This window comes from Streptomyces sp. NPDC002896 (genome assembly GCF_040295225.1).
GTDB lineage: Bacteria > Actinomycetota > Actinomycetes > Streptomycetales > Streptomycetaceae > Streptomyces.
The window spans coordinates 1-24,675 of the sequence record NZ_JBEOVA010000062.1; the positions used below are offsets into that span (position 1 = coordinate 1).

Sequence of the window (24,675 nt, forward strand, 5' to 3'; positions counted from 1 at the left end):
ACGCGCAGCGGGTCGTCGGTGAAGCCGTTGTCGTCGACGAAGTCCTCGGCCGAATACTCGCCGTCGGGCATGGACCCGAGCACCGCGCGCGCCATGCGCTCCGAGTAGTCCTGCAGTTCGACGCAGGCGCGCAGCACCCTTTCCTGGGAGAACCGTGCCACCAGTTCCTGGAATCGGCGCTCGCCGGTCCTGTTGGCCGACACCTGGGCGCGGAGGTCGCCGATCACGAGTTCCGGGGCGCGCACGTTGATCGAGATGAGCTGTTCCAGCCAGCCGCCGTCGGCGAGGTCCCGCTCGATGTCGAACCGCAGCAGCGGCAGCCGCAGTCCCTCGTGGAAGATCTCGGTGGCCGCCATGTTCGGTCCGGCGGCGCCGCCGCCCACGTCGATCTGGTGACCGATGCTCGCGGCGAACCCGACCACCTCGCCCTCGGCGAAGACGGGCGTCAACAGCACGAAGTCGTTGAGGTGCTGACCGCCGAGATACGGGTCGTTGGTCAGCAGTGCCTCTCCGGGGCGCAGTGTCGAGAGGTCGTACCGTTCGCTGAACGCCTTGTACACCAGCCCGAACGAGTTCATGTGGACCGGACACATGGCCGCCTGGGCGATGATCCCGCCGTTGGCGTCGAGCAGTGAGGTCGAGCAGTCGGCGGCCTCGCGGATGACCGTCGAGTACGCCGAGCGGATGAGCTTCTCGCCCATCTCCTGTGCGGCGGCGTGCAGGCCACTGACGATCACGTTGAATTCGGCGGCGGCGAACGCCGACGCACCGGTCTTCTCGGCTGTCTGCGTCATCTCATGCCTCCTGTCGTTCGATGAGCAACGCGCGGTCCTCGACCACGGTGCAGGTCCAGCCGGGCGGGACGAGTGTCGTCGCCGTCGGCTCCTCGATCACGGCCGGCCCGGGGACGACCGCGCCGTCCGCGAGTCCGGTGCGCGGCAGGAAGGCGCAGGCCACCTGTGTGTCGCGGTACTGGACGCGCGCGCTCTCGCCGTTCACCGTGACCTCGGGGCCGGGTGTGATCTCCACTCCGTCCAGTCCGTGGCGGACGAGGACGGCGACGACGCGCGCGGTGACGACCACGATCGCCTTCCCGGGCGCGTCGGTGCCGTACGCGGCGAGATGCGCGTCGCGGAAGACGGTTTCGAGGTGCTCGACGCCGCGCTCCCTGATCTGGTCGAGGTCGACGTCGACCGGCAGCTCGAAGCCCTGGCCCTGGTAGCGCATGCCCAGTACGTGATCGAACCGCAGTGAGTCACGCTCGTAGCCGTACCCGGCGAACTCGTCGGCGGCCTGGCTCTCCAGGCGCTCGAAGACGTCGACCAGTCCGTCGACCGCGGCCTCCTCGACATGGGCGAGGTGCGTCTGCTCGTAGGTGCGGGTGACATCGGCGAGCAGCAGGCCGAAGGCGGAGAAGAGTCCCGGGTGGATCGGCACCACCACGCGGTTCATCCCCAGCTCCTCGGCGACCAGGGCGCCGATCATCGGGCCCATCCCGCCGAAGGCGTAGAGGACGTGCTCGCGGGGGTCGCGGCCGCGCTGGACCGAGACCTTCGCGACGCCTCGCGCCATGTGGGAGACGGCGATCTGGACGATCGCCCAGGCCGCGGCGGCGGCTCCCTCCTCCGTCCGGTCCAGGGTGGACAGCGCGGCCGTGGCGGCGCCCTCGTCCAGGGTCATCCGGCCGCCGAGGAACGCCTTGGCGCGCAGCCAGCCGAGCTCGACCAGGGCGTCGGTCAGGGTCGGCTCGGTTCCGCCGCGGTCGTAGCAGGCGGGCCCGGGCTGGGCACCGGCGCTCTGCGGGCCGACCTGCAGCATCCCGCCGACGTCGTAGTGGCCGAGGCTGCCGCCACCGGCACCGATGTTGACGATGTTGAGCGCCGGGATGCCCAGCGGCAGCCCGTCGACCATGCGTTCGTTGGACTGGTCCGGGCGGCCGTCGGTGATCAGACAGATGTCGGTGCTCGTACCGCCGACGTCGAGGGTCACGGCGTCGGGGTGGCCGAGCCGGCGGCTCACGGTGAGCGCCGCGGTCACTCCGGCCGCCGGTCCGGATTCGAGCATCTCCAGGGGGCGTCGCATGATGCCGGAGGTGGGCAGCAGCCCGCCCGACGACTGCATGACGAGCATCGGGGTCCCGGACTCGGCGAAGCGGTTCTCCAGCAGTTCCAGATACGACTGGACGTGCTTGAGCACGTAGGCGCAGATCGCGGTGGCACTCGCCCGCTCGTACTCGCGGAAGACCGGCAGCACCTCGCTGGAGACGATCACTGGCAGCTCGGGGAACGCCTCGCGCAGCACCTCCAGCGCGCGCTGCTCGTGCCCGGGGTTGCGGTAGGCATGGAGGAAGCAGACCGCGAGGGTCTCGATCCGCTGGGTCTCGACGAGTTCGGCGACCGCCTTCACGAGGCCCTGCTCGTCGAGCGGCGTGAGGATCTCGCCGTGGTGGTCGATCCGCTCCTCGACCTCACGCACGAGCGCGGTCGGGATGATCGGCTCCGGCTTGCGCGGCGAGAGCTGGTACACGTCGCCCCGCAGCTGCCGCTGCAGCGCGAGCACGTCACGGAACCCCTTGGTCACCAGCAGACCGGCGCGCGCGCCGCGCCGCGTGAGGACGGCGTTCGTGGCCACCGTCGAGCCGTGGAAGAAGCCTTCCAACGTGTCCTCGGCGACCCCGATCTCGTCGAGTGCCTCAAGTACCGCCCGTGCGGGCTCGGAGGGCGTGGAGGGGGTCTTGTGCGTGTTGAGCGCACCGTCGCCGTCGACCCACATCACGTCCGTGAACGTTCCGCCGATCTCGACGGCCACGCGTTGCCGGCCCCATCCGCGGTTCGCGCCTGTCGTTGTGTCACTGCTTTCCACAGCTGTTCCTTTCTCACTCACCCGAACAAAGACTAACGAACGTTCGCTTGCTCGGCAATGCGCGACTCCGGGAAAGTTTCGGGCCTCTGGGGCAGGGCCGCCGGACGGGCCGACCGCAGCATGGACGAACGCGGCATGGATGAACGCGGCATGCACGAATGCCGCGTGGACGAACGGACGCGGGCCCCGGCTACCATCGGCCCGAGATCCGGGTCGCCACCTTGGCGAGGGCGCTCGTACGCGGCAGACCACGGGACTCCCGCCGGTCGGCCTCGCGGTAGAGGGCGTACACGAGGCCGGCGCCGAGATAGCGCAGCGGTTCGGGCTCCCAGGCACGGGTGCGCTGGTCGACCCAGGGCAGGGCCGTCAGGTCCGTGGTGTCCCCGAGCACCAGATCCCGCAGGGTCCGGCCTGCGAGGTTCGCGGTCGCCACGCCGTTGCCTACGTAGCCGCCCGCGCTGCCGAGCCCGGTGGCGGGCTCGAAACGCACGGTCGGCGTCCAGTTGCGCGGCACGCCCAGCACCCCGCACCAGGCGTGGTCGATCGGGATGTCCTTCAGGGCCGGGAACATGTCGTGCAGCACCGAGGTGAGCTGGCTGATCGTCCGCTGCTGGGTCCGGCCGTCGGTGTCGGTGCGCGAGCCGTACCGGTAGGGGACGCCCCGGCCACCGAGGGCGACACGGCCGTCCGATGTCCGCTGCGCGTAGATGTAGGCATGGGCGCGGTCGCCGAGCAGCTCGGCTCCGTCCCACCCGATCCGCTCCCAGACCAGGTCGGGCAGCGGCTCGGTCACGACCATGGCGGAGTTGAGGGGCAGCCAGTCGCGGCGGTGGCCCTTCAGCGAGGCCGTGAACCCCTCCAGGCAGGTCAGCTGGACCGGCGCCGAGACGGTGCCTCGCGATGTGATCGCGCGGCCCGCCACGACCTCGGTGACCTCGGTCTGCTCGTAGATCGTCACTCCGGCGCGCTCGACGGAGTCGGCGAGCCCCCGGACGAGATCGGCCGGCTGTACGCGCGCGCCGTGCGGGTTGAACGTGGCGCCGAGTGCTCCTTCGACCTGGAGCCGCTCGGCCACCTCTTTGCCGGACAGCTCGCGGATGTCGTCCTCGGTCAGGCCCCACCGTCGGTCGTCGGCGATCTGCGTGTGCATCCGGGCCAGTTGTGCCTCACTGCGCGCGACGTGGAGGATGCCGCACCGCAGCGCCTTGGCGTCGATCGACTCCGCGTCGCACACGGCGATGACCTCGTCCACGGTCCTCTGCATCTCCCGCAGGAGCGCGATGACGGCGTCCCTGCCGTGGGTCGCCGCGAGGCGCCTGCGCGGTGCGGCGAATCCCGACGTCAGCCATCCGCCGTTGCGCCCGGAGGCGCCGAACCCGGCGAACTCCCGCTCGACCACCACGATGTCCAGCTCGGGCTTGGCGCGCTTGAGGTAGTAGGCCGCCCAGAGTCCGGTGAGTCCCCCACCGGTGATGCACACATCGGCCGTGCGGTGTCCGGGCAGCGGGGGGCGCCGGGACGGGATGCCCGAGGCGGTGTACCAGTGGGAGACGTCGCCGTTGCGGCGTGCGGTGCTGCCGGTCATCGCTGAATGGCCTTCAGAGTCGTGAACTCCATGAGTCCGTGCGGTCCGAGTTCGCGGCCGTGGCCCGACCGCTTGACGCCACCGAAGGGCGCCAGCGGGTTGTACGCCGCGTTGTTGACGGAGACCTGCCCCGTGCGGATCCGCCTGGCCGAGGCCAGCGCGCGGTCCGGGTCGGCCGACCACACCGCGCCGCTGAGTCCGTAGTCGGAGTCGTTGGCGAGCGCGACGGCGTCCTCGTCGCCGCCGTCGTACGGGATCACCGCCAGCACCGGGCCGAAGACCTCCTCCTGGGCCAGTGTCGAGTCGGGTGCGACGTCGGTGAACACGGTGGGCGGCGCGTAGAAACCGGCCTTCGGCAGACCGGATGCGGCCTGCGGGCCTCCCGCGAGGAGACGGGTGCCCGCGTCGAGCGCGCCGTCGACGAACCCTGCGACCCGGTCGCGCTGAGCCGAGCTGGTCAGCGGGCCGAGCGTCGTCCCGGGATCGAAGGGATCGCCGACCTTGACCTCGTCGACCAGTGCCACGATGCGTTGCTCGACCTCGTCCAGCAGGCGCCGCGGCACGACCAGGCGGGTGAGGGCGTTGCAGGTCTGGCCCGAGTTGATGAAACACCCCTGTACGCCCGCGGTGACGGCCGCGTCGAGGTCCGCGTCGTCGAGGAGGACGCTCGCCGATTTGCCGCCGAGTTCGAGAGCGACCGGTTTGACCCGCTGGGCGGCGAGTTCCTGCACCCGGGCGCCGGCACGGGTCGACCCGGTGAACGAGATCATGTCGACTCCGGGATGGGTGACGAGCGCTTCGCCGACCGTCGTGCCCGTTCCCGTGACGATGTTGAGGACTCCCGCCGGAAGTCCGGTCTCCTCGCAGATCTCCGCGAGCACCAGCGCGTCGAGCGGTGTGAGTTCGCTCGGCTTGATCACCACGGTGCAGCCGGCGGCGAGCGCCGAGGCCGCCTTGGCGGCCAGCTGGTGCAGTGGGTAGTTCCACGGCGTGATGCAGCCGACCACGCCCACGGGGTCCCGGACCAGGAGCGAGCTGCCGAGCGGTTCCTCCCAGTCGATCGTGGTCACCACCCCGGCGGCCGTGCGGAAGTCCAGGGCCGCGAGTCCCGCCTGGAACATGCGCGACTGGGCGAGCGGCATGCCCATCTCGCGGGTGATGAGCGCGGCGATCTCCTCGACGCGGCGCTCGATGCCGTCGGCGATCGCGCTCAGCGCGTCGGCACGTGCGGCCGGGTCGGTCGCCGCCCACGACGCGCTCGCCTCCCGGGCGGCGCGCACCGCCCGGTCGACGTCGCTCGCCGTCCCGGCGGGCGCGTGGCCGAACGCCTTCTCATGGGCGGGGTCGACCACGGCGAGTCGCTCGTCGCCGGTGGACTCGACCCATGCGCCGCCGATGTAGAGCAGGTCGCGCTCCGCGATCCCTGCACGAGTCTCGGGCTCCATCGTGGCCGGCCTCCATTCCAGTCTGCGAGGGTCGGCGCCCTCGGCGAACAGCTCTTCGCGGTCTACGGCCCGGCGGTTCAGGCCTCCGGCAGACCCATGCGTACGCGGTCGTGGGGCGACAATGGCTTCGCCGCACCGGCCTCGGGGTCCCAGAGCACGAGCGTGGCCTGCGCCGAGGCCATCACCGTGCCGTCGACGCCGAGCACCACCTCGTCGATCGTGATGCTGGTGCGGCCCGCGCGCAGCGGCCGGAGTTCGACCAGGATGTCCCGCTCCTGGAGCGGGATGGGCTGACGGAAGTCGATCTGCATCGACGCCACCACGTAGTCGGCGCCGCCCAGTCCCAGCGTCTCGCCGAGCCAGGCGTCGCGGGCCTCTTCGAGGAAGGTCAGGTACCGGCTGGCGTTGACATGTCCGAGCGCGTCGTAGTCGCTCCAGCGTGCCCACAGCCTGTGCCGAAAGGGATCGGTGTACTCCACGGCCACGGCGATCGCGCGGTCGGTGCCGCGCGAGGCCGTGGGCTCGTCGCCATTCCCGCGGCTCATCGCGGGCGCCCCGGTGCGAGGGAGGCAAACCTGCGGTCGGTCACCTGTCCAGGCCGAGGGACGACGAGGTCCTTCGCTCCGGCCGTGGAAGGACGTACGGATGCGAGCCGGAGACGGCACCGAAGCCTGTAGTTGATGATCACGGATTCCTCTATCGATGGTGGACCACACGCCTGACAGGCCCGGGGGCCACAGCGCCATTTCCCGCTAACGGACAACCATTAGTCGCAGCCCGTGAAGGGCTACCGTCTGCGTCTTGTGCGGGGCCGGCCCGGGTCAGCCGCCGGCCGGCTCCTGTGGGGCCGTCACCAGGCGCTGAAGCCACCGTCCACCACCTGGTCGGTTCCCGTGACCCAGGAGCTCTCGTCCGAGGCGAGGAAGAGAGCGGCCGCGGCGATGTCCTCCGACGTGCCGATGCGCTTGATCATGACATTGTTGAGGTATCGCTCCGGGCCGCCCGGCGCGGCGAGAAGCGGCTCCGTCGCCGGTGTCGCGATCATCCCCGGACTGATGCTGTTGGCCCGGATGCCGTGCGGCGCCCCCTCGTTGGCGAGCACGCGGGTCAGCGCGAGCACGCCCCCCTTGGCTGCCGCGTGGGCACCGCTGCCGACGGTTCCGGGCGAGGCGAACGAGCCCACGACCGACGCCGTGTTGATGATCGAACCGCCGCCGCGGGCAACGAGGTGCGGCCAGGCCGCACGACACGCGTAGTAGACGAGGTCGAGCTCGTTGCGGATCGTGAACTGCCAGTCCTCGTCGTTCATGTCCGGGATCGGCGCGAAGCGCGGCTTCGACGCGTTGTTGTACAGGATGTCGATGCCGCCCTCCCGCTCGACGGCCTCGTCGATCCACGACTTGGCCGTCGCCGAGTCACTGAGGTCGAGCGGAGCCGTCGCCCAGGCCTGGCCGCCCGCCTTGACGATCCGGTCGACCGTCTCCTGGCAGTCGTCGGCCCGGACGTCGCACCCCACGACCCGTGCGCCCTCCGCCGCGAACAGGGCCGCGGCGGCGCGTCCCTGGCCGCCCGCGATTCCGGTGATCAGCGCGATCTTCCCGTCGAGGCGTCCTGTCATCGTTCCGTCTCCTTGTCGTGCGGGTGGTGGTCGGTCGTGGGGACCCGTCCCGGTGGTCGATCGTGTGGGCCCGTCATGGCGGGTCGATCGTGTGGGCCCGTCATGGCGGGGCGGTCGTGTGGGCCCGTCATGACGGGGCGGTCGTGTGGGCCGGTCGTAGCGAGGCGGTCGTGTGGGCCCGTCGTAGCGGGGCGCCCGTAGAGGTCGGCCGTGGCGGGCCCGCGTGACAGTGCGGCCACGCGTCAGGAACCGATCCGCGCGAGCCTCGGCAACTGCAGGATCTCGCGGGCCTGCGCGGTCGTGGCGACCTCGCGGCCCAGGGACCTCGCCAGATCGGCCGCCGCCGCGACGAGTTCGGCGTTGGAGGACGCCAGAACGCCCTTGCGGAGATACACGTTGTCCTCGAACCCGACGCGGATTCCCGTCGCGCCGAGCAGCAGCCCCAGAGCCAGCATCCGCTGCTGGTGGCGGCCGATGGCCGTCACCGTCCAGTTCGCGTCGCGTGGGAGCGCGCGCACCATGGCATCAAGGGCCTCCGGCGTGGCACCGATACCCCCGGGCACTCCGAGGACGAGGTTGAACCGCGGGGGTCCCGCGATCTGCCCGCTCTCCATCATGGCCACGGCGCTGTGCACATGCCCCACGTCGAACACCTCGGCCTCCAGGGGCACACCGGCCTCGGCCGCGAGCGCTCCGACCTTGAAGCTGTCGGCCCGGGACGTGATGAAGAGGTCGTCACCGAAGTTCAGCGACCCCGTCTCGATCCCCGCGAGGTCCGGCACCGCGTCGAGGCCGGTGAGCCGCTCCTCGATGGACATGTCCACGGAGCCGCCCGTCGAGACCATCGTGATCAAGTCCGAGCCCTCGCGCACCCGGTCGACCGTCTCCCGGAAGTACAGCGGATTCGCACTGGGCGTGCCATCCGGCTCCCGCACATGGATGTGCACCAGCGAGGCGCCCGCGTCCACACACTCGAGTGCCGAGTCGGCGATCTCCCGTGGCGTGTGGGGCAGTGCCGGCTGCTGCGCACGTGTGACCTCGGCTCCCGTGGGCGCCACCACGATCACCACTGGCCGTGAGTTCCACATCCTCGTCAGTCCCTCTCGTCCGGGCTCGTTCGCGTTTGTCCGGGCTAGATCGAGCCGTGTCGTGCCGGTGCTCCCTGTTCCGCCCAAGCGGCCCGCGCTCCGCCCACACGGTCCGCGCTCCTGGTTCGTCAGTGCTTCGAAACGAAGCTGCCCGACGCGAAGGCCACCTTGCGGAGGGTCTCCGTGACCGTGAGCTTGGACGCCGTGAGGGGCGGAACCACGACGACGGTGCCGGGTACGAGCTCGAAGACGCCGAGGCCGTCGATCTCGATGGATCCACGACCGGAGGTGACCACGAAAGCCTCGCCACCCGTCGCCCCGCCATGGGGGTACGCCGCCGGCTCCCCGATCCAGACGGCGACGCGGGCCTCGTCACCGTCGATGGCCAGCTTCCCCAGGGCCCTGGTCCGCGACCAGGTCTTGCCGTCCTCGGCGAGCGCCAGGTCGCGGTAGCCCTCGTCCGCGTGACTGTCGGCCACGAACGCCGTGTACGTGCTCGAATCCGCCATCTCTACGCCCTCACTTCGATCGACTCATGCGTCACGTCAGCACGTTGACACTGTAACACTAACGAACGTACTTTAGTCTAGCTCTTGCAGCACGCGGTCCGCGATCGGCGAGACCACGTACTCGGTCAGGGAGAGACATGGAATTCTTCGATGCCAAGCAGTGGTCCGGGAAGATCGCCAGCGGAGGCTGGGTGAGCGGCGACGGCGGAACACGCGATGTCGTCTCCCCGGCGACCGGCAAGGTGATCGGGCAGACCGGCCTCGCGGCCCCGGCGGACGTCCACCGGGCGGCGACTGCCGCGGCCGCGGCGCAGCCGGCGTGGCAGGCGACCGACTACGCCGCCCGCAGCGAGGTCCTCCGGCGCGCGGCGGCCGTGATCGAGAAGCGCTCCGACGTGCTGCAGGAGTGGCTCGTGCGCGAGGCCGGGTCCGCCAAGGCGAAGGCGGCCTTCGAACTGCACATCGTCACCGGGCTGCTCCACATGGCGGCCGCGCTGCCGCTCGCGCCGTACGGCCAGTTGCTCCCCAGCGTCAAGCAGCGGCTGAGCTTCGAGCGGCGGACCCCGGTCGGGGTCGTGGGCGTGATCTCGCCCTTCAACTTCCCGGAGATCCTCTCCATTCGTGCGGTCGCACCCGCGCTGGCGCTGGGCAACGCCGTCATCCTCAAGCCCGACCCCCGTACCGCCGTCTCGGGCGGACTCGTCCTGAGCGAGATATTCGCCGAGGCGGGCCTGCCCGAAGGCCTGTTGCACGTCCTGCCCGGCGCGGCGGACGCCGGCGCGGCGCTCGTGGAGCATCCGCTCGTGGGGGTCATCTCCTTCACCGGGTCGACGGCCGCCGGTCGCGCGGTCGGCGAGCTCGGGGCTAAGCACCTCAAGCACGTGCAGCTCGAACTCGGCGGAAACAACGCGATGGTCGTGCTCGACGACGTCGACGTGGCGCGCGCGGTGTCGGCCGGCGCCTTCGGCTCGTTCCTGCACCAGGGACAGATCTGCATGACGACCGGCCGGCACCTCGTCCACGAGCGTGTCTACGACGAGTACGTCGAGCGGCTCGCGGCCACCGCAGAAGGCCTGCCGGTCGGCGACGGAGCCACCACCGACGCCCCGCTCGGTCCGCTCATCGACGCGCACCAGCGTGACCGCGTCCATCAGCTCGTCACGAGCAGCGTCGAGGCCGGCGCGCGGCTCGCGGCCGGAGGCACGTACGAGGACCTGTTCTACCGTCCGACCGTGCTCGCCGACGCCACCGTCTCCCACCCGGCGTTCGCGCAGGAGGTCTTCGGCCCGGTGGCGCCGGTGATGCGGTTCAGCTCGCTCGACGAAGCGGCCGACATCGTCAACCGGAGTGAGTACGGGCTCTCCCTCTCGGTGCTGACCAACGACCCGTTGCGCGGCCTGGCGCTGGCGGACCGCACCCGGCACGGCATCGTCCACATCAACGACCAGACGGTGGACGACGAACCCGTGATCCCGTTCGGCGGCCTCGGCGCTTCGGGCAACGGGTCGCGCATCGGCGGATTCGCCGCGAACATCGACGCGTTCACCGAAACGCAGTGGATCACGATGCAGAGCGAGATCCAGCCCTATCCGTTCTGACGGCCGCAGGAGACCGCCCCGTGCCCCCCTTGAGGGGCCTGCACGGGGCGGTTTTCGCGCCGCTGCCCCACCGGGCCGAGGAGTCGCACCTAGCGAGTGAGCGGAACGCGCCTGACGCGTACGCGAGTTGGGGAGCACGAGCGTGCGAGAGGTACTGCTCGCAACTCCACCGAGTGAACCGGGGCTCAAGGGGCTCAGCTCCCGATGATCGCCGCCGCGGCGGCCTCGCCGGACCGAACGGCGCCCTCCATATAGCCGTTCCAGTCCGACGAGTAGTCGGAGCCCGCCCAGTGGATACGCCCCACGGGCTCGTTCAACGCCCGGCCGTGGGCCAGCCAGGTGCCCGGTGTCACGTACGCGCCGTATCCGCCGCGCGCCCACTCGTCGCCGGACCAGTCCTTCTCGAGGTACTCGACCGGTTCGCGGGCCGTGTCGCCGAGGTAGCCCGCGACGCATTCGACGAGCATCGCCCGTCGTTCCGCGCGGGTGCGCCGTCCCCACCGCGTCGCCGCGTTGCCGTCGAGAAAGGCGAGGAGGATGCCTCCGTCGTAGTCCGGCGGCGTGTTGTCGACGACGAGCGCGACATCGCCCGAGTCGGCCAGGATCTGCCCGCTCAGCCCGCGCTCCCGCCAGAACGGGGACGCGTAGCGAAGGAACAGCTTCATCACCGACCCCATGGGCAGCCGCTGGGTGAGCTGGTCCCGCCAGCCGGGCAGAACCGGGTCGTACTCGAGGCGGCCGGCCAGCGTCGGCGGCAGGGTCAGGATCACGTGCCCCGCACGGTACGACCTGCCGCCCCGTGTCACGACCTCGACCCCGGAGCTGTCGTGACGGACGCCCCGCACGGGGTCACTGAGCCGCACCCGGTCCCCCAACTCCGCGGCGATCCGCTGCGACAGCGCCACGGAACCCCCGAGAACCCGGTGGGTCTGCGGGCCCGCGTCGAGAGCCATCACCGACGCCGTGTCGGTGCATCCCGCGAGCGTCGCGAACACATGCAGGGCCGACATCTCGGCGGCCTCCGTGGCGAACACGCCGAGTGCGACCCCTTCGAGGTAGCCCTCCTCCGCCTCCGTTCGCGCGTTCTCCTGGATCCACGTACGAAAAGTCTGCGCGTCGAGGGCCGCCGCGTCGGCCGAAGCCCAGGGACGGTCGGGATCCACGGAGGCCACCACGGCGTCGACCCGCTCTATGGCACGTCGTACGTCGTCCGCTCCGTCCGCTTCCCCCTCCTCACCGAGCGCGTCGACGCTGGACACCCGGACGACGTGATCCTCCCGGTGGACGAGGAGATCCCCCTTGGTGAAGGAGGCGAAGGTCTCCAGGCCGAACTCGGCCAGGAGTTCGTACATGCGGTGCTGACCGGCGCCGATCCACTGCCCGCCGGTCTCGATCCACTGGCCGTCGGCGAAGTGTCCGTTCTCGGTACGCCCGCCTACCCGGTCGCGGGCTTCGAGCACCACGACGGCACGTCCCGCCTCGGTGAGCGCCTTCGCCGCGGCGAGGCCGGCCAGTCCGGCGCCGACTATCACCACGTCGCACTCCGACGAGTCCGAGTCCGCGTCCGACCAGGCACTGCCACCGGAGTCGACCGCGGTAGCCGTACGGGAGGTACTCGGCGGAAGCCTGCGGGGGGCATCGCTCACAGCTCTGTCCTTTGGCGCTCGGTTACAGGATGGACGGACCTCGCGAACCGGTGACGGCTCATACCGGTTGCGGGCGACGGCGGGGCGTCCACCCGCGTCGCGGGATGGATTCGATGAGTCGTCGGGTGTAGGACTCGGCCGGCGAGTCCAGGACCCTCGCAATGTCACCGCTCTCCACCACGCGGCCCTTGCGCATCACCACGACGTCGTCGCACACGGATCGCACGACGTTGAGGTCGTGCGAGATGAAGAGGTAGGAGACACCGGTCTCGCGTCGGATACGCGCGAGAAGCCGCAGCACCTGGGCCTGGACGGACAGGTCGAGAGCGGACACCGCCTCGTCGAGGATGAGGATCCGGGGCCCTGCGGCGAGCGCTCGCGCGATCGCGACCCGCTGCCGCTGACCGCCGGAGAGCGCGCGTGGAAACGATTCGGCGTGGTTCTCGCCCAGTCCGACCTGGTCGAGAAGCTCCGCGACGCGTGCTCGCCGCGCGGGCCGGTCGAGATCGGTGTGCAGACCCAGTGCCTCGTCCAGGCAGTCGCCGATGCGCTGGCGGCGGTCGAGGGACTGGTACGGATCCTGGAACACCATCTGGATCGTCCCGCCCCGATCGCGCTGCTCCCGGGTACCGACCCTCCGGGTCGGATCCCAGTCGGCTCCGTCGACGGTGAGGGAGCCGGACGTCGCGCGTTCCAGCCCGACGACGACACGCGCGGTCGTCGACTTCCCGGATCCTGACTCGCCCACGATCGCGAGCGAGCCCGCGGGCGGGATCGAGAAGCTCACGTTGTCCACCGCGACCAGGCGCTCCTTGCCGAACCCGTCGCGGCGCGGGACGGCGAAATCCTTCACCAGGTCACGAACGTCAAGAAGGCCGGTCATCGGGTACTCCCCTCTACGGAGCCGTCGTCCGTGCCCACCGCGGTGGAGTGCGGCCGACGGCCTTCGAGCTCGGCCCGTGCCGCCATCAGGGCGATGGTGTAGGGGTCGCGAGCGTTGTCGTAGATGTCGTCCGCGGCGAGTTCTTCGACGATCACGCCGTCCTTCATGACCGCGAGCCGGTCGCACGCGGCGGTCGCCAGGTCGAGGTCGTGGGTGATGAAGAGCATCGCGAGTCCGTGTTCCCTGCGGAGTTCGTCGAGGATGGCCATCACCTCCTCCTGCGTCGTCACGTCCAGCGCCGTGGTCGGCTCGTCCGCGAGCAGCAGCTTGGGGTCCGCCGTCAACGCGGCCGCGATCATCACGCGTTGGAGCAGTCCGCCGGACAGTTCATGGGGGTGCTGACGCATCCGGCGGGGAGCGTCGTCGATCCCGACAGCCCGCAGTTGTCGTACGGCGTTCTGTTCCGCGTCTCGTCTCGACGTCCCACGTGTGAGGGTGGGCCCGTCGACGAGGAACTGGCCGATCGTCCGCACCGGGTTGATGTGAACACGCGGGTCCTGGAAGATCATCGCCACATCGTTGGCCCGGAACTCGCGCAGTGCCCGAGACTCCATCGCGAATACGGACGCCCCGTCGAATCGGATGTCTCCCCTGGTCGTTGCCATGTGCGGCAGCAGACGCAGGACGCTGCGGACCGTCATCGACTTGCCGGAGCCGGATTCCCCCACCAGCCCCACGGCCTGGCCGCGCGCGACTTCCAGCGTGATACCCCGGATGATCGGCTTGGGTTTGTCCGCGACCGTGATGTCGACTTCGAGTCGGTCGATCGCAAGCAGTGGAACGTTCACCGCTCTCCCATCTCGAGCGCCTGTGTGAGGCGGTCGCTGAGCAGGTTCGCGCTGACAACGGTGATGAGGATGACGGCGCCGGCCGCGAGTGCCTGCGTCGGATATCCCGCCATGATCGCGTTCTGGCCACTTGCCACGAGGGAGCCCCAGTCGGAAGCGGGGGGCTGGAGCCCGAGGCCCAGATAGGAGATTCCGCCGAGGTCGATGATCGCGTAGCTGAACACGAGCCCGAACTGCACCGTGAGCAGCGGAAGCAGATTGGGAATCACATGCCGTAGACAGATCGACAGCTTCGACGCGCCCTGCACCGTGAGTGCCGCCACGTACGGCAGGTTGCGTTCGCGGGTCGCCGCGGCACGAAGCACCCGGCCGATCACCGGCACGTAGGCGATGGACAGCGCGATCACCGGTGCGGTGAGCCCGGGCCCGAAGATCGCGACGGCGAAGATCGCGATGATCAGGCCTGGCAGCGCGAACATGATGTCGAACGTGCGGGAGAGTACGGCGTCCGCCCAGCCCCCGAACCACGCAGCGGTGACCGCGAGGAGTGTCCCGAACAGCGCGGACGCGGTGGCCACGAGCGCGGGTCCGAGCAGCGAGGGCCCGGTTGCAACGATCAGACGCGACAGGATGTCGCGACCCGACTCGTCGGTCCCCAGCGGGTGCGCGAGAGAGGAGGGAGCGTAGGCGTTGTAGAGGTCGACCGGGTCCGGGTCGTGCGGGGTGATCCACGGCCCGAAGACCGCCACCACGACGATGAGCGCCATCCATGCGGCGCAGACGGCCGGAATCCATCCGACCGTGGCGACCGTCCGATAGAGACGTCGCCGGCTCAGTCCGGCGAAGACGAGCTGCCCTGGAGTCATGCGCCCGCCCTCCTGACGGCCATACGCGGGTCGAGCGCCGCGTTGACCAGGTCGATGACCGTGTTCACCACCACGAAGATCACGACCATGCACAGCGAGAGGATCTGCACGACGGGGAGGTCCTGCCGACTCGCCGCGGACACGAGGAGCGATCCGATTCCGTTGATCCCGAAGGCGCTCTCCACGACTGCCGTGTACGCCACGAGGCTCGCGATGGTGATCGCCGACACCGAGAAGATCTGTGGCGCCGCGTTGCGCAGGACGTCGCGCGGAATGTAGTGGCGTGGGGCGATGCCCCGGCTGCGCGCGGTGTCGACGTGCTCGGAGTGGAGCTCGGACCGTACCGCCCCGCGCGTCAGTCGTGCGACGAACGCGGCGGAAGCGAGGCTCATCGTGAGCGCCGGCAGCGTCAGATGGCGCAGTTGGTCCAGGAAGCCCGAGCCCGCGCCGGTCGCCGGGAACCAGCCCAGGTACAGGGAGAAGACGGTCACGAGTGCGGCCGCGACGACGAAGGTCGGAGCGCCCATCGAGAGCGACGCGAGGACGGTGATGCCCCGGTCCAGCCGTTTGCCGCCGAGGCCCGCAGCTATGCCCCCACCGATCCCGAGGACGAGCAGGACGATCGCGGCGTACGCGAGCAGGAGAAGCGTCGTTTCGACGCGTGGGCCGATCAGGTCGACCACGTCCGCCCGGTAGATGTACGAGCGGCCGAAGTCGCCGGTCACCAGGTCTTTGAGCCAGCCGAAATAGCGGACGACGACCGGATCGTCGAGCCGGAACTGCCCGCGGATCGCCTTTATGACCTCGGGGCTCTGCTGTTTGCCGCCGGCGAGCAGGACGGCGGGGTCACCCGGCATGAACGAGAAGGTCGAGAAGATCACCACACTCGTGACGAAGACCGTGACGATGAGCTCGGTGACCCTACGCACTAGGAGGGGAAGAAAGCTGACCACGTGAAATCCTCCAACTGTCTCGGGACCGGGCACGAGCCCGTCCGCGGGAGGCGTCGGCGTGGGCCGACGGGTACACAACCCGATCAGGACGAGTCCAGTCGTCGCCTCTCGGACAGTCGCGTGACGCCTTGACGTCACTGCGGTGCGAACGAACATTAGTCAGAGCCGCCTAATTAGGCAATACTGACCAGAAACTCGGTGGACGGCACGCCTCACCGGCTGTTCGATGCCAGGAGTCACCTGCCGAAGCCGAGCAAGAACACCAGATCACGAGGAGTTCTCCCATGGGTCGACCCCCCGCAGGACCCGAGCGTCGCCAGCAGATCCTCGACGCCACGATCCAGTCCCTCAGGGCGTACGGGGTCTCGGGCACCACCCTGGAACGCATCTCGAAGCAGTCAGGTATGAGCCGCGGACACATCCGGCACTTCCTGGGCAACCGGGAGGACCTGCTCGTCGCCGTGACCGAGCACTTCTTCGCGATGCTGACGGATCAGTTGCCGAAGGAGAGCACACACCCGGACTCGTTCACGTCCCTCGAAGTCATGCTCGACTACCTGTTCGGGGAGGTGTTCACGCGGTCGGTCGAGGACAACCGCCTCGTGGACGGGCTGCTCGAGGTCGCGCGCACCAGCGAGAAGGTCTCGCGGGCGATGGCGAACGCCTATGGCGTCCTCGAGGCGCGGATCGCCGCGACGCTGGCCCGCGAGTTCCCGGACGCGGAGGGCTCCGCGATCGACGAGGCCGCGTTCGGCATCCTGTGCCTGGCACTCGGCAACGTCTTCCTCCGCGAGATCGACCCGAGCCTGCCGCGCAGCAGCATGGCGCTCAAGAAGTGCGAACTGATCGTCGCCCCGCTCGGCCCCCGAGCCGGCAGCAACGGCTCGGCACCGGCGGCTCCCCCGCTCCCGAGCAGCGAGAACCCGTCCGGCACGCCGAGCCCTCGGGGCGAGGCCGTCGACAGTCTCGCCGCCACGCTCGAACCCTTCCCCCTCGATCCCGCGAGCGTGACGTCGGGCAGCCCCGAGACCCAGTGGGCGCATTTGGGCGTCATGGAGCAGACCGCCTACGGCATGTGGGAGATGTCCGAGGGCTCGGCCCGCGACACCGAGGCCGACGAGGTGTTCGTCGTCGTCGCCGGGTCCGGAACCATCACCCGCGACGACGGCACGGTGCTGGACCTGGCTCCAGGCGTAGTGGTCCGCCTCTACGCCGGCGAACACACCGAGTGGACCGTCACGAAGCCGATCCGGAAGGTGTGGTTCGCTCCCGCCTGAGCGCCCGCGCCTGGGCATTGCGAAGTCCGAAAGCCCTCACTAACGTACACCCATTAGTTAAGTTGGTGCCCCCGGAGAGGAGCGACCAGTGATCAGTGGAGCCCGCGCGACCCGACGATGCGGCCCTCGGGAGTGTCGACCGTGACCGCGCACGACGCCTCGGATCCCGCCCCTCGGCTCGCGATCGTGGGGAGCGGCCCCGCAGGCTGCTATCTGGCCCAGCACCTCAGCAGGCGCGCCCCTGACGCGGAGATCGTGATCTTCGATCGGCTGGCGACTCCGTACGGGCTGTTCCGGTACGGAGTCGCGCCGGACCACCAGGGCACCAAGACCACGGCCAAGCAGTTCGACCGGCTCTTCGAGAAACGGGGGGTGGTGTTCGTCGGCGGTGTCGAGGTCGGCACCGATCTCCCGCTCGAAACCCTCACGGAGCTGTTCGACGTGACGGTCCTCGCCACCGGCCTGAGCCAGGACCGGCCGCTCGGCATACCCGGCGGCGACCTCCCCCAGGTCCTCGGCGCCGGCCGTCTGGTGCGGTTCCTGAACGGACACCCCGACGAGTACGACGACCAGCCTCGTATCGAGGGAGACGTCGTCGTCATCGGTCTCGGCAATGTGGCGGTCGACGTCGTACGACTGCTCGCGAAGACCGACGGGGAACTCGACGGAAGCGATGCCGATCCGGACGTCTGGGAACGAACGGTGGGCCCGATCCGCTCGATCACCGTCGTCTCCCGCTCGGGTCCGGACGCCGTCAAGGCGGACGCGTTGATGCTCCGCGAACTGGCCGACCTGCGACGGGCACGGTTCGCCGTCCGGGGACTGGGCGACGACGAGAGTGCGTCGGCGACCGCACAGGCATTCCTCGACCTCGAGCACACCTCGTCCGACGGCGACCTCGCCGTCACCTTCCTGCTGAACACCACGCCGGTCGAGGTCGACGGGACACACCGCGTGACCGCCGTCCGTGTGCGGTCCGGCGACGGCGTCGACGAGCTGGCCGCCGACACCGTCATCACGGCCATCGGCTTCCTCCCCGAGAATCCTGTCACCGAGCTGCCGCGGGTCCAACGAGCCGGTTGGCTCGCCCACGGGCCGGTCGGCGCGATCCCGGTGCATCGCGTACGGGCGGCCGAGCTCGCCGACGCCATCGTCGCCGAGCTCGCGCGGGATATCGGCCGACGCCCCAGGCCCGGCGTCGCGGGTCTTCCGGCCGGCCTTCTGAAAGGCGCCACCACCTTCGAGGGCTGGCGGCGTATCGACGCCGCCGAGACCGCTTCACCACCGGCGGGGCGCGTACGTCGCAAACTGCGGAGCGCCGCCGAACTCGCCGACGTCGCACACGGGCGGAACACCAACGAGAGCGGAAACGGAACACTGACGTGAAGATCGCAATCTTGTACGGCACGGAGAGCGGGAACGCGGAGATCGCCGCCGAGGACGCCGCGGAGGCACTCGACGACGGCGTGGTCGAGGTGGAAGTGCTCGACATGAGCACCGCCACCCTCGACCAACTGCTCACGGCCGACTCCGTACTGGTGATCTGTTCCACCCACGGAGAGGGCGACCTGCCCACCGGGGCACAGCCCTTCGTGGCCCGGCTCGACGCGGACAAGCCGGACCTGACCGGCGTCCGATACGCGATGTTCGGCCTGGGCGACCGCACCTACACCAACTACAGCCGCGGTAGCGAGATCGTCGACGAACACCTTCGGGCCCTGGGCGCCGTGCGCTTCGGCGAGTACGGCCGCCACGACGCGACAGGCCGCGTCGATGTGTCGGACGCGGTCCAGCAGTGGGCGGTGAACACCGTGTCGACCCTGCACACCGGAGTGGGCGACTGAGGCATCCACGGTCCAGGGCGGCCGAGAAGCCGCTCCCCCCACACTCCTGGCCGATAAGCGTTGACTGGAATACGCCGCCTAACTAACGTACGTTCATGAGACAAGGTGCGGCTTACCGAGAGGGGTCCCCATGATGCAGCCCAGGACCGCTGGCGCAATCGCTGTTGTGGCGAGCCTGCTCGCGGCACTCGCCGGTTGTTCGACCGGTACGGACCAGAAGGCGTCCGAGAAGGTCGACCGAAAGGACTTGGTGCTGACGACCCCGGCCGGGACCAAGAAGGTCGACCGCGTGACATGGGGCACCTACGCCGGAGAGCCCTACTCGATCGATCCGGTCCGTATCGGCTCCGATTCCGAGTTCCTCGCCGTGTCCAATCTCTGCGACACCCTGCTGCGGGTTCAGCCCGACTTCTCGGTGAAGCCGGGACTGGCGAAGTCCGCGGCCTGGACGTCGGACACCAAGTTCGTCATCGACCTGCGTGGCGGAGTGGTGTTCTGGGACGATACGCCGCTCACCGCCGAGGACGTCGCCTTCAGTCTGAAGCGGGCGGCGAACCCCAAGAGCCAGTCGGTCCAGACGCAGGCCTTCACTAACGTGAAGTCGATCGATGTCACGGGCCCGCTCCAGGTGACCATCGACTTCAAACAGCACGATTCCCAGTTCCAGAACTCGATGGCAGGGCCCGCCGGCTACGTCTTCGCGAAGTCCTTCACGCAGCGCGTCGGTGAGCAGAAGGTCGGCACGGCCTCCGGCGGCATCATGTGTACCGGTCCCTTCAAGCTGGAGAGATGGAAGCCAGGAACGAGCATCACCGAAGTCGCGAACGACCGGTACTGGGGCGGCAAGCCGCTCATCGGTGTGCTGGAGCTGCGCTTCTTCGACAATGACTCGACTCTCGTCAACGCGCTTCAGGCCGGCGAGATCGACGGCGCGTTCGACGTACCCACCCAAGCCGTCAAGAGGCTTTCGACATCCGGTCTCGGTTCTCTGTTCCTCGGCCCGAGCACGGCGTCCATCGGGTTCGGCGCACTGAGTCCGGACGGTCTGGCGGGGGATCGCCGGGTGCGCCAGGCGCTCGACCTGGCGATCGACAAGAAAGCCTTCATCAAGGCGGTGATCGGAGGGTACGGGGAGCCGCTGAAGACGCTGGTCCCCCCGTTCGCGGCGTCAGGCCTCAAGGCCGCTGACGTCTACAACGCGGGCTACAAAGCGCTTCCCAGCGACGACCTGGATCTTGAGCGCGCGAAGAAGCTCATTGCCGAGGCGAAGCTGTCGAGCAAGGCGATGAACATCGTCGTGCCGGCCGGAGATCAGGTCCTCGCCCAGACCGCGGTGATCGTTCAGGCGGCGGGCAAGACGCTCGGCCTCGACATCAAGATCAAGCAGCTGCAGCCGACGGACTTCGGGCGGGTGTTCGTCGACCCGACAGCCCGCAAGGGCTACGACCTCGTGGCCACCAGGGCCTACCAGACCGAGCCGGGCGTGCTCACCTTCGCCTCCCTGTTCATGCTCCCGGACGGCTACGCCAACTACCTGGGCTACAACAACCCCGAGGTGACCAAGCTCCTCTCGGAGGCCCGGCAGAATACCGATCCGACGAAGTCGGCCGAGGCGTTCGTCAAGGCCCAGGCCCTCTACACCCCCGAGAAGATGACGACCTCGCTCGCTGTCACCTACACGCGCGTGTTCCTCAGCAACAAACTCACCGGCATGACGACCTCGTTCGCCTACACCGTGTCCCCCTGGGCTCTCCACCTCGGCGGCAAGTAGCTCCCGAGGACGGCTGAAAATTGATGGAGGCGACCGGCACCATGTGCCGGTCGCCTCCATCATCACCCGTTTCTGACGCTTCGCTAGATCATTCCGTTGTCGTTCACGGATGTGGCGGGGATCGGCTCGCCGATGCCCCAATGCTCGGTGATCTTTCCATTGTCGTCGAGCCGGAACGTGTCGATGACGGCGAGACCCACAGACCCTTCCGGCCAGAGCCCGATGAACTCGTCGACGGCCTCGGCATCCGGGTTGGTCGTGTCGATTCCGGTCCACCGCGAATGCACGGTCACATACGGGCCCTCGGCGATGAACAGCGTGAACTCCGCCCGGAAATCCGGGAGCGCCTCATAGAGCTCGCTCACGAACTTGATGAATTCTTCCGCACCGTCCGCGATGCGAGGGTCGTGCTGGATGTAAACATCCGCAAGGTAGCGCTCGGCGGCGCCCCGCGGATCACGCTGATTGAACGACTGCTCATAGAACTCGTGGACAGTCCGCTTGTTGGCTTCCAGGTCGCTCACCCAGATCTCCTTCTTTACGATCGAGCGCCGCGTGTTTCGTCGTGGGCCGACGAATTCGATCCCTCTCGGCACTCCACTGATAAGCCAAACTAACATTCGTTCATATGGGAGGCAAGGGGCGTCGACCCTCGCGGTAGTGCAGTTGAACGGCTGGCTCAAGGGTCCATACTAACGTACACTCATTAGCATAATTCCTCGTGTATGCGTGCTAAGAAGATGGTGCAAGGCCTTCCTGGGCCGAACGAGAGGGGAAACCTGTGGATCACGACACGACCTCCACCCCGGTCGCCGACTGGATGGACCCGGCCGTCATGATCGACGACCCTTACCCCACATACCGCCGCCTTCGCACGGAATCACCGGTCGTGTGGGCGCCGGAACTCGGACACTTCCTGGTGACTCGGTTCGACGATTGCCTCGCCGTGACGTTGGACCAGGACAACTTCACCTCCGTCAATCCAAGTCCCGTGGTGCCGATGTTCTTCCGGGCCGTAGGGGTGCCCATGCACGGCAAGGACGATCCCCAGCACAAGGCCGAACGCGATCCCTTCAGTCTGGCACTGCGCCCCGCGGCGCTTCGCCGCAACTGGATGCACCTCTTCGAGGAGACAAGCGCGCGATACATCGACCGAATGCGCCAGCTGGGTCCGGGCGCCGACCTGTTGAGCCAGTACGCGGAACCGTTCGTGGCGGACAATCTCAGTGCCATGCTCGGGTTCGCCGACCTGCCCCACGAGGATTTCGTGAAGTGGTCGCACACGCTCGTCGAGGCGGCCACGACCGATGTCGGTCCGTCGCCGGAAGGCGAGGCCGAGCTCTGGGACCGGTCGATCCGGGTGTCGGCGGAGATCGACCTGGCGATCGACGAAGCAATCGAGCGGACGCGGCGCGAGCCTGACGGATCCGTGATCGCGACGCTGTCCGATCCACAGGTCGGGGCCCCGCTCGACACGATCCGTGCCAACGTCAAGCTCGCGATCTCCGGGGGCATGAACGAGCCCAGCCACGTCCTCGCCGGCGCGGTCTGGGCTCTGCTGTCAGCACCCGAGCAGTACCGCGCGGTGGAGAGTGGCGAGCGAAGCCATGTCGACGTCTTCGACGAAGCCGCACGGCTGCTGACGCCACTCGGGATGGTGGGGCGATTCGCCCGTCGCGACACCGAGTTGGCGGGGGTACCGATCCCCGCCGGCGCCCCGATGGGACTGGTTCTCGCAGCCGCGAACCACGACGAGCTGCGCTTCCCCGACCCCGAGCGGTTCGACCTCTACCGAGACCGCGTGTCCCACCTGGCCTTCGGCAATGGAACCCATCTGTGCGTCGGCAGTCACGCCGCCCGGACGATGATCGCCAAAGTCGGGCTCCCTAGGCTTTTCGAGCAGCTGCCGAACCTTCGCCTGACGGACGCGGACGCCGTGAGCTACTCGGGGTGGGTCTTCAGGTCACCCAACGCGGTTCAGGTGGACTGGGATTGACGCGGCGTGCCGGGCCGCGACCTCCGGCATCGACCGGGTCGCGGCTTGGCCGGGGCCAACGGCGCTCCCCCGCTCGGGACCAGACGCCTCCGCGAGTGCGACGCGGAAGCTAGTGAGGAAGCTCGCCCTGGCCTTGTACCGCCTTCAGGGCCAGCTCTGAGTAGATGGTCGCGACCTGCTCCGCGGTGACACGCCCGCCCTCCCGGAACCAGATACCGACGGCCGTGCACATCGTGGCGATGGCGAACGCCACGACGGGTACATCCGCGATCTGCCACCCACCCTCGGCCTTGCCCTGCGTGAGGATGCGCTTGAGGATGGCTTCGTACGCGTCGCGGACGCCCAGAACCTCCGTGAGGTGTTCCGGAGAGAGCGCGTGGAGCTGGTCGTCGGACACCTTGGCGCGGTGGCGGTAGCGCGCGTGATAGAGGACATGCGCGCGTACGAACGCGTCGAGCCGGTCGGCCGCGGTCGTGTGCTGGGCCAGCACCGTCTGCCCACCGTTCAGCAGTTCCTGGATGGAACCGAGCGCGACCTCGTAGAGCAGGTCCTCTTTGCTCTGCACATGGTTGTAGATGCTCGCGGGACGGATCCCGATCCGATCGCCGATGTCGCGCATACTGGTGCCGTGAAACCCGCGCTCGTAGAAGAGGTTCGTCGCGACCTCGATGAGCTCGGCGCGCGTCGCCTGACCACTGCGGCGTGGCACTGTGGCCTTCGCTGCCGATTGTGTCTGTTTCATGTCAGATGCTCCAGTCGTTCGGGGTGGCCTGCCCGACTACATGACCCGACGAGCTAACGGCCGTCCGTTAGCATATCAAGAATTCCGCCATTGCGTCCGGATTCGCCGGGTCGGGGGGCGAGCCGACGGGGCTGAAGGGACTGGCCCGCGGGATTCACGCGGCGCTGGACGGATACCAGGCCGCCCGATACGGCTGGGTGACCCAGCAGCTCCCGGACCTCCTGGCCGAAGCGCTCGCCGCCACCCGTACCCGACGCGTGAACGAGCGCGACGCCGCCTTCCGCCTCCTCGCACTCGCCTACCAGACGGCCGCCCAAGTCCTCGGCAAGGTCGGCGAGTCGGAACTCGCCTGGATCGCCGCCGACCGCGGACTCGCTGCCGCGCAGCAGAGCGGCGACCTCCCGGTGACCGGCTCCCTCGTACGGTCGGTGCTGCACTGCCTGACCTCCACGGGCCGATACGAGGCCGCGCTGCACCTGCTCGACGACGCCGAAGAGCACTTCCGGCCGGGGAGCGGGGAGGCCACGGGCGATCAGCTGTCGGTCTACGGGGCGCTGCAGCTCGCCGGAGCCATGGCCGCAGCTCGCACCGACAACCGTGGCCACGTACGAGAGCTCCTGCGGCGGGCCGATCATGCCGCTCAGCGCCTCGGGGCGGACGGCAACCACCTCTGGACCGCGTTCGGACCCACCAATGTCGCCGTCCACACCGTCGCCACCGCCGGCGAACTCGGCGACCACCAGATCGCCGCCGACCTCGGCCAACGCCTGGACACCAGCGGACTCCCGGTCGAGCGACGCGTCCGGCACGACCTGGAGGTCGCCCGCGCACTCGCCGCCCACAACAGGACCGACGACGCCCTCGCCGTACTCCTCCGAGCCGAAGCCACCGCACCGGAACAGGTCCGCCACCACACCATGAGCCGCGAGCTCGTACTCCACTGGGTCCGCGGCACCCGCGGGCGCCCGGCATCGAGGGTCGCCGCTGGCGGCAGCCTCCAGGCAGGAGGCTGCCGAGGGCTTCGACGAGAGCGATGACGGCGAGCACGGGCGCCTCGTGTTCGAGCGGCGGCCATTCCGATCGGTCAAGGGTCAGGGCCGCAGCCGCGAAGCCGTGGAGAATGGTGGGGAAGCCGCTGATCGTG

Annotated in this window: 22 protein-coding genes; 7 read left to right on the plus strand and 15 right to left on the minus strand. The window is 69.1% G+C overall.

Features of this window, described 5'->3' with window-relative positions:
• From ABT009_RS45255 to ABT009_RS45290, 8 genes are all read right to left on the minus strand, one after another.
• Nucleotides 1-794 (minus strand): hydantoinase B/oxoprolinase family protein (locus ABT009_RS45255; RefSeq protein ID WP_351308580.1); only part of this gene is annotated, 794 nt, incomplete at its 3' end.
• 1 nt (nt 795) lies between these two features.
• Complete coding sequence (locus tag ABT009_RS45260) at nt 796-2,808, minus strand: hydantoinase/oxoprolinase family protein (protein WP_351308583.1); 2,013 nt, start codon at nt 2,806-2,808, stop codon at nt 796-798.
• Between the two features lie 244 nt (nt 2,809-3,052).
• Nucleotides 3,053-4,447: an NAD(P)/FAD-dependent oxidoreductase gene (locus ABT009_RS45265; protein ID WP_351308586.1), complete on the minus strand. Its 1,395-nt coding sequence runs from the start codon at nt 4,445-4,447 to the stop codon at nt 3,053-3,055.
• Nucleotides 4,444-5,892, minus strand: coding sequence for an aldehyde dehydrogenase family protein (locus tag ABT009_RS45270; protein WP_351308589.1), 1,449 nt, complete (start codon nt 5,890-5,892; stop codon nt 4,444-4,446). The genes ABT009_RS45265 and ABT009_RS45270 overlap by 4 nt, the downstream gene beginning before the upstream one ends.
• A gap of 77 nt (nt 5,893-5,969) precedes the next feature.
• Nucleotides 5,970-6,437 (minus strand): acyl-CoA thioesterase, encoded by a 468-nt coding sequence (locus tag ABT009_RS45275; RefSeq protein ID WP_351308592.1) that lies wholly within the window; start codon nt 6,435-6,437, stop codon nt 5,970-5,972.
• A 305-nt stretch (nt 6,438-6,742) separates the two neighbouring features.
• A complete protein-coding gene (locus ABT009_RS45280; protein WP_351308595.1) occupies nt 6,743-7,510 on the minus strand; it encodes an SDR family NAD(P)-dependent oxidoreductase in 768 nt (255 codons plus the stop codon).
• A 242-nt stretch (nt 7,511-7,752) separates the two neighbouring features.
• Entirely contained in the window at nt 7,753-8,598 is an 846-nt protein-coding gene (locus tag ABT009_RS45285) for a beta-keto acid cleavage family enzyme (protein ID WP_351308599.1), read from the minus strand.
• A gap of 128 nt (nt 8,599-8,726) precedes the next feature.
• Nucleotides 8,727-9,107: a hypothetical protein gene (locus ABT009_RS45290; protein WP_351308602.1), complete on the minus strand. Its 381-nt coding sequence runs from the start codon at nt 9,105-9,107 to the stop codon at nt 8,727-8,729.
• 137 nt (nt 9,108-9,244) lie between these two features.
• Between ABT009_RS45290 and ABT009_RS45295 the strand changes: the two genes are divergently transcribed.
• Entirely contained in the window at nt 9,245-10,705 is a 1,461-nt protein-coding gene (locus tag ABT009_RS45295; protein WP_351308605.1) for a benzaldehyde dehydrogenase, read from the plus strand.
• 194 nt (nt 10,706-10,899) lie between these two features.
• Here the strand turns inward: ABT009_RS45295 and ABT009_RS45300 are convergent, their stop codons facing one another.
• Genes ABT009_RS45300 through ABT009_RS45320 form a run of 5 tightly spaced genes read right to left on the minus strand, consistent with a single transcriptional unit; the run spans nt 10,900 to nt 15,901 of the window.
• Nucleotides 10,900-12,351 (minus strand): flavin monoamine oxidase family protein, encoded by a 1,452-nt coding sequence (locus ABT009_RS45300; RefSeq protein WP_351308607.1) that lies wholly within the window; start codon nt 12,349-12,351, stop codon nt 10,900-10,902.
• A 58-nt stretch (nt 12,352-12,409) separates the two neighbouring features.
• On the minus strand, nt 12,410-13,234 hold the full coding sequence (locus ABT009_RS45305; protein ID WP_351308610.1) for an ABC transporter ATP-binding protein: 825 nt from the start codon (nt 13,232-13,234) through the stop codon (nt 12,410-12,412).
• On the minus strand, nt 13,231-14,082 hold the full coding sequence (locus ABT009_RS45310; RefSeq protein WP_351308613.1) for an ABC transporter ATP-binding protein: 852 nt from the start codon (nt 14,080-14,082) through the stop codon (nt 13,231-13,233). The genes ABT009_RS45305 and ABT009_RS45310 overlap by 4 nt, the downstream gene beginning before the upstream one ends.
• The gene (locus ABT009_RS45315; RefSeq protein WP_351308616.1) at nt 14,079-14,948 is read right to left on the minus strand and encodes an ABC transporter permease; all 870 of its coding nucleotides are present in this window, start codon (nt 14,946-14,948) and stop codon (nt 14,079-14,081) included. Before ABT009_RS45315 ends, ABT009_RS45310 begins: the two co-directional genes overlap by 4 nt.
• On the minus strand, nt 14,945-15,901 hold the full coding sequence (locus ABT009_RS45320; protein ID WP_351308619.1) for an ABC transporter permease: 957 nt from the start codon (nt 15,899-15,901) through the stop codon (nt 14,945-14,947). Before ABT009_RS45320 ends, ABT009_RS45315 begins: the two co-directional genes overlap by 4 nt.
• A gap of 284 nt (nt 15,902-16,185) precedes the next feature.
• On the opposite strand from ABT009_RS45320, the gene ABT009_RS45325 reads away from it, so the two are divergent.
• The 4 genes from ABT009_RS45325 (at nt 16,186) to ABT009_RS45340 (ending at nt 20,793) form a co-directional block, all read left to right on the plus strand.
• Nucleotides 16,186-17,178, plus strand: coding sequence for a cupin domain-containing protein (locus ABT009_RS45325; protein WP_351308622.1), 993 nt, complete (start codon nt 16,186-16,188; stop codon nt 17,176-17,178).
• A gap of 141 nt (nt 17,179-17,319) precedes the next feature.
• A complete protein-coding gene (locus ABT009_RS45330) occupies nt 17,320-18,564 on the plus strand; it encodes an FAD-dependent oxidoreductase (protein ID WP_351308625.1) in 1,245 nt (414 codons plus the stop codon).
• A complete protein-coding gene (locus ABT009_RS45335) occupies nt 18,561-19,022 on the plus strand; it encodes a flavodoxin domain-containing protein (protein WP_351308627.1) in 462 nt (153 codons plus the stop codon). Before ABT009_RS45330 ends, ABT009_RS45335 begins: the two co-directional genes overlap by 4 nt.
• A gap of 130 nt (nt 19,023-19,152) precedes the next feature.
• The gene (locus ABT009_RS45340) at nt 19,153-20,793 is read left to right on the plus strand and encodes an ABC transporter substrate-binding protein (protein ID WP_351308630.1); all 1,641 of its coding nucleotides are present in this window, start codon (nt 19,153-19,155) and stop codon (nt 20,791-20,793) included.
• 83 nt (nt 20,794-20,876) lie between these two features.
• On the opposite strand, the gene ABT009_RS45345 is transcribed toward ABT009_RS45340, so the two are convergent.
• On the minus strand, nt 20,877-21,317 hold the full coding sequence (locus ABT009_RS45345; protein ID WP_351308633.1) for a nuclear transport factor 2 family protein: 441 nt from the start codon (nt 21,315-21,317) through the stop codon (nt 20,877-20,879).
• Between the two features lie 503 nt (nt 21,318-21,820).
• Between ABT009_RS45345 and ABT009_RS45350 the strand changes: the two genes are divergently transcribed.
• Entirely contained in the window at nt 21,821-22,789 is a 969-nt protein-coding gene (locus ABT009_RS45350; protein WP_351308636.1) for a cytochrome P450, read from the plus strand.
• A gap of 109 nt (nt 22,790-22,898) precedes the next feature.
• On the opposite strand, the gene ABT009_RS45355 is transcribed toward ABT009_RS45350, so the two are convergent.
• Complete coding sequence (locus ABT009_RS45355) at nt 22,899-23,531, minus strand: TetR/AcrR family transcriptional regulator (RefSeq protein WP_351308638.1); 633 nt, start codon at nt 23,529-23,531, stop codon at nt 22,899-22,901.
• Nucleotides 23,532-23,728: 197 nt separating this feature from the next.
• On the opposite strand from ABT009_RS45355, the gene ABT009_RS45360 reads away from it, so the two are divergent.
• Entirely contained in the window at nt 23,729-24,568 is an 840-nt protein-coding gene (locus ABT009_RS45360; protein ID WP_351308641.1) for a hypothetical protein, read from the plus strand.
• Nucleotides 24,569-24,675: the final 107 nt, after the last annotated feature.

What these genes read in the sequence shown, in the direction of transcription:
- ABT009_RS45350 (WP_351308636.1), top strand. Translation starts at nt 21,821, where the DNA reads ATGCACGGCAAGGACGATCCCCAGCACAAGGCCGAACGCGATCCCTTC.
- ABT009_RS45355 (WP_351308638.1), bottom strand. Translation starts at nt 23,531, where the DNA reads ATGAAACAGACACAATCGGCAGCGAAGGCCACAGTGCCACGCCGCAGT.
- ABT009_RS45315 (WP_351308616.1), bottom strand. Translation starts at nt 14,948, where the DNA reads ATGACTCCAGGGCAGCTCGTCTTCGCCGGACTGAGCCGGCGACGTCTC.
- ABT009_RS45275 (WP_351308592.1), bottom strand. Translation starts at nt 6,437, where the DNA reads ATGAGCCGCGGGAATGGCGACGAGCCCACGGCCTCGCGCGGCACCGAC.
- ABT009_RS45280 (WP_351308595.1), bottom strand. Translation starts at nt 7,510, where the DNA reads ATGACAGGACGCCTCGACGGGAAGATCGCGCTGATCACCGGAATCGCG.
- ABT009_RS45325 (WP_351308622.1), top strand. Translation starts at nt 16,186, where the DNA reads ATGGGTCGACCCCCCGCAGGACCCGAGCGTCGCCAGCAGATCCTCGAC.
- ABT009_RS45340 (WP_351308630.1), top strand. Translation starts at nt 19,153, where the DNA reads ATGATGCAGCCCAGGACCGCTGGCGCAATCGCTGTTGTGGCGAGCCTG.
- ABT009_RS45270 (WP_351308589.1), bottom strand. Translation starts at nt 5,892, where the DNA reads ATGGAGCCCGAGACTCGTGCAGGGATCGCGGAGCGCGACCTGCTCTAC.
- ABT009_RS45295 (WP_351308605.1), top strand. Translation starts at nt 9,245, where the DNA reads ATGGAATTCTTCGATGCCAAGCAGTGGTCCGGGAAGATCGCCAGCGGA.
- ABT009_RS45305 (WP_351308610.1), bottom strand. Translation starts at nt 13,234, where the DNA reads ATGACCGGCCTTCTTGACGTTCGTGACCTGGTGAAGGATTTCGCCGTC.
- ABT009_RS45265 (WP_351308586.1), bottom strand. Translation starts at nt 4,447, where the DNA reads ATGACCGGCAGCACCGCACGCCGCAACGGCGACGTCTCCCACTGGTAC.
- ABT009_RS45285 (WP_351308599.1), bottom strand. Translation starts at nt 8,598, where the DNA reads ATGTGGAACTCACGGCCAGTGGTGATCGTGGTGGCGCCCACGGGAGCC.
- ABT009_RS45290 (WP_351308602.1), bottom strand. Translation starts at nt 9,107, where the DNA reads ATGGCGGATTCGAGCACGTACACGGCGTTCGTGGCCGACAGTCACGCG.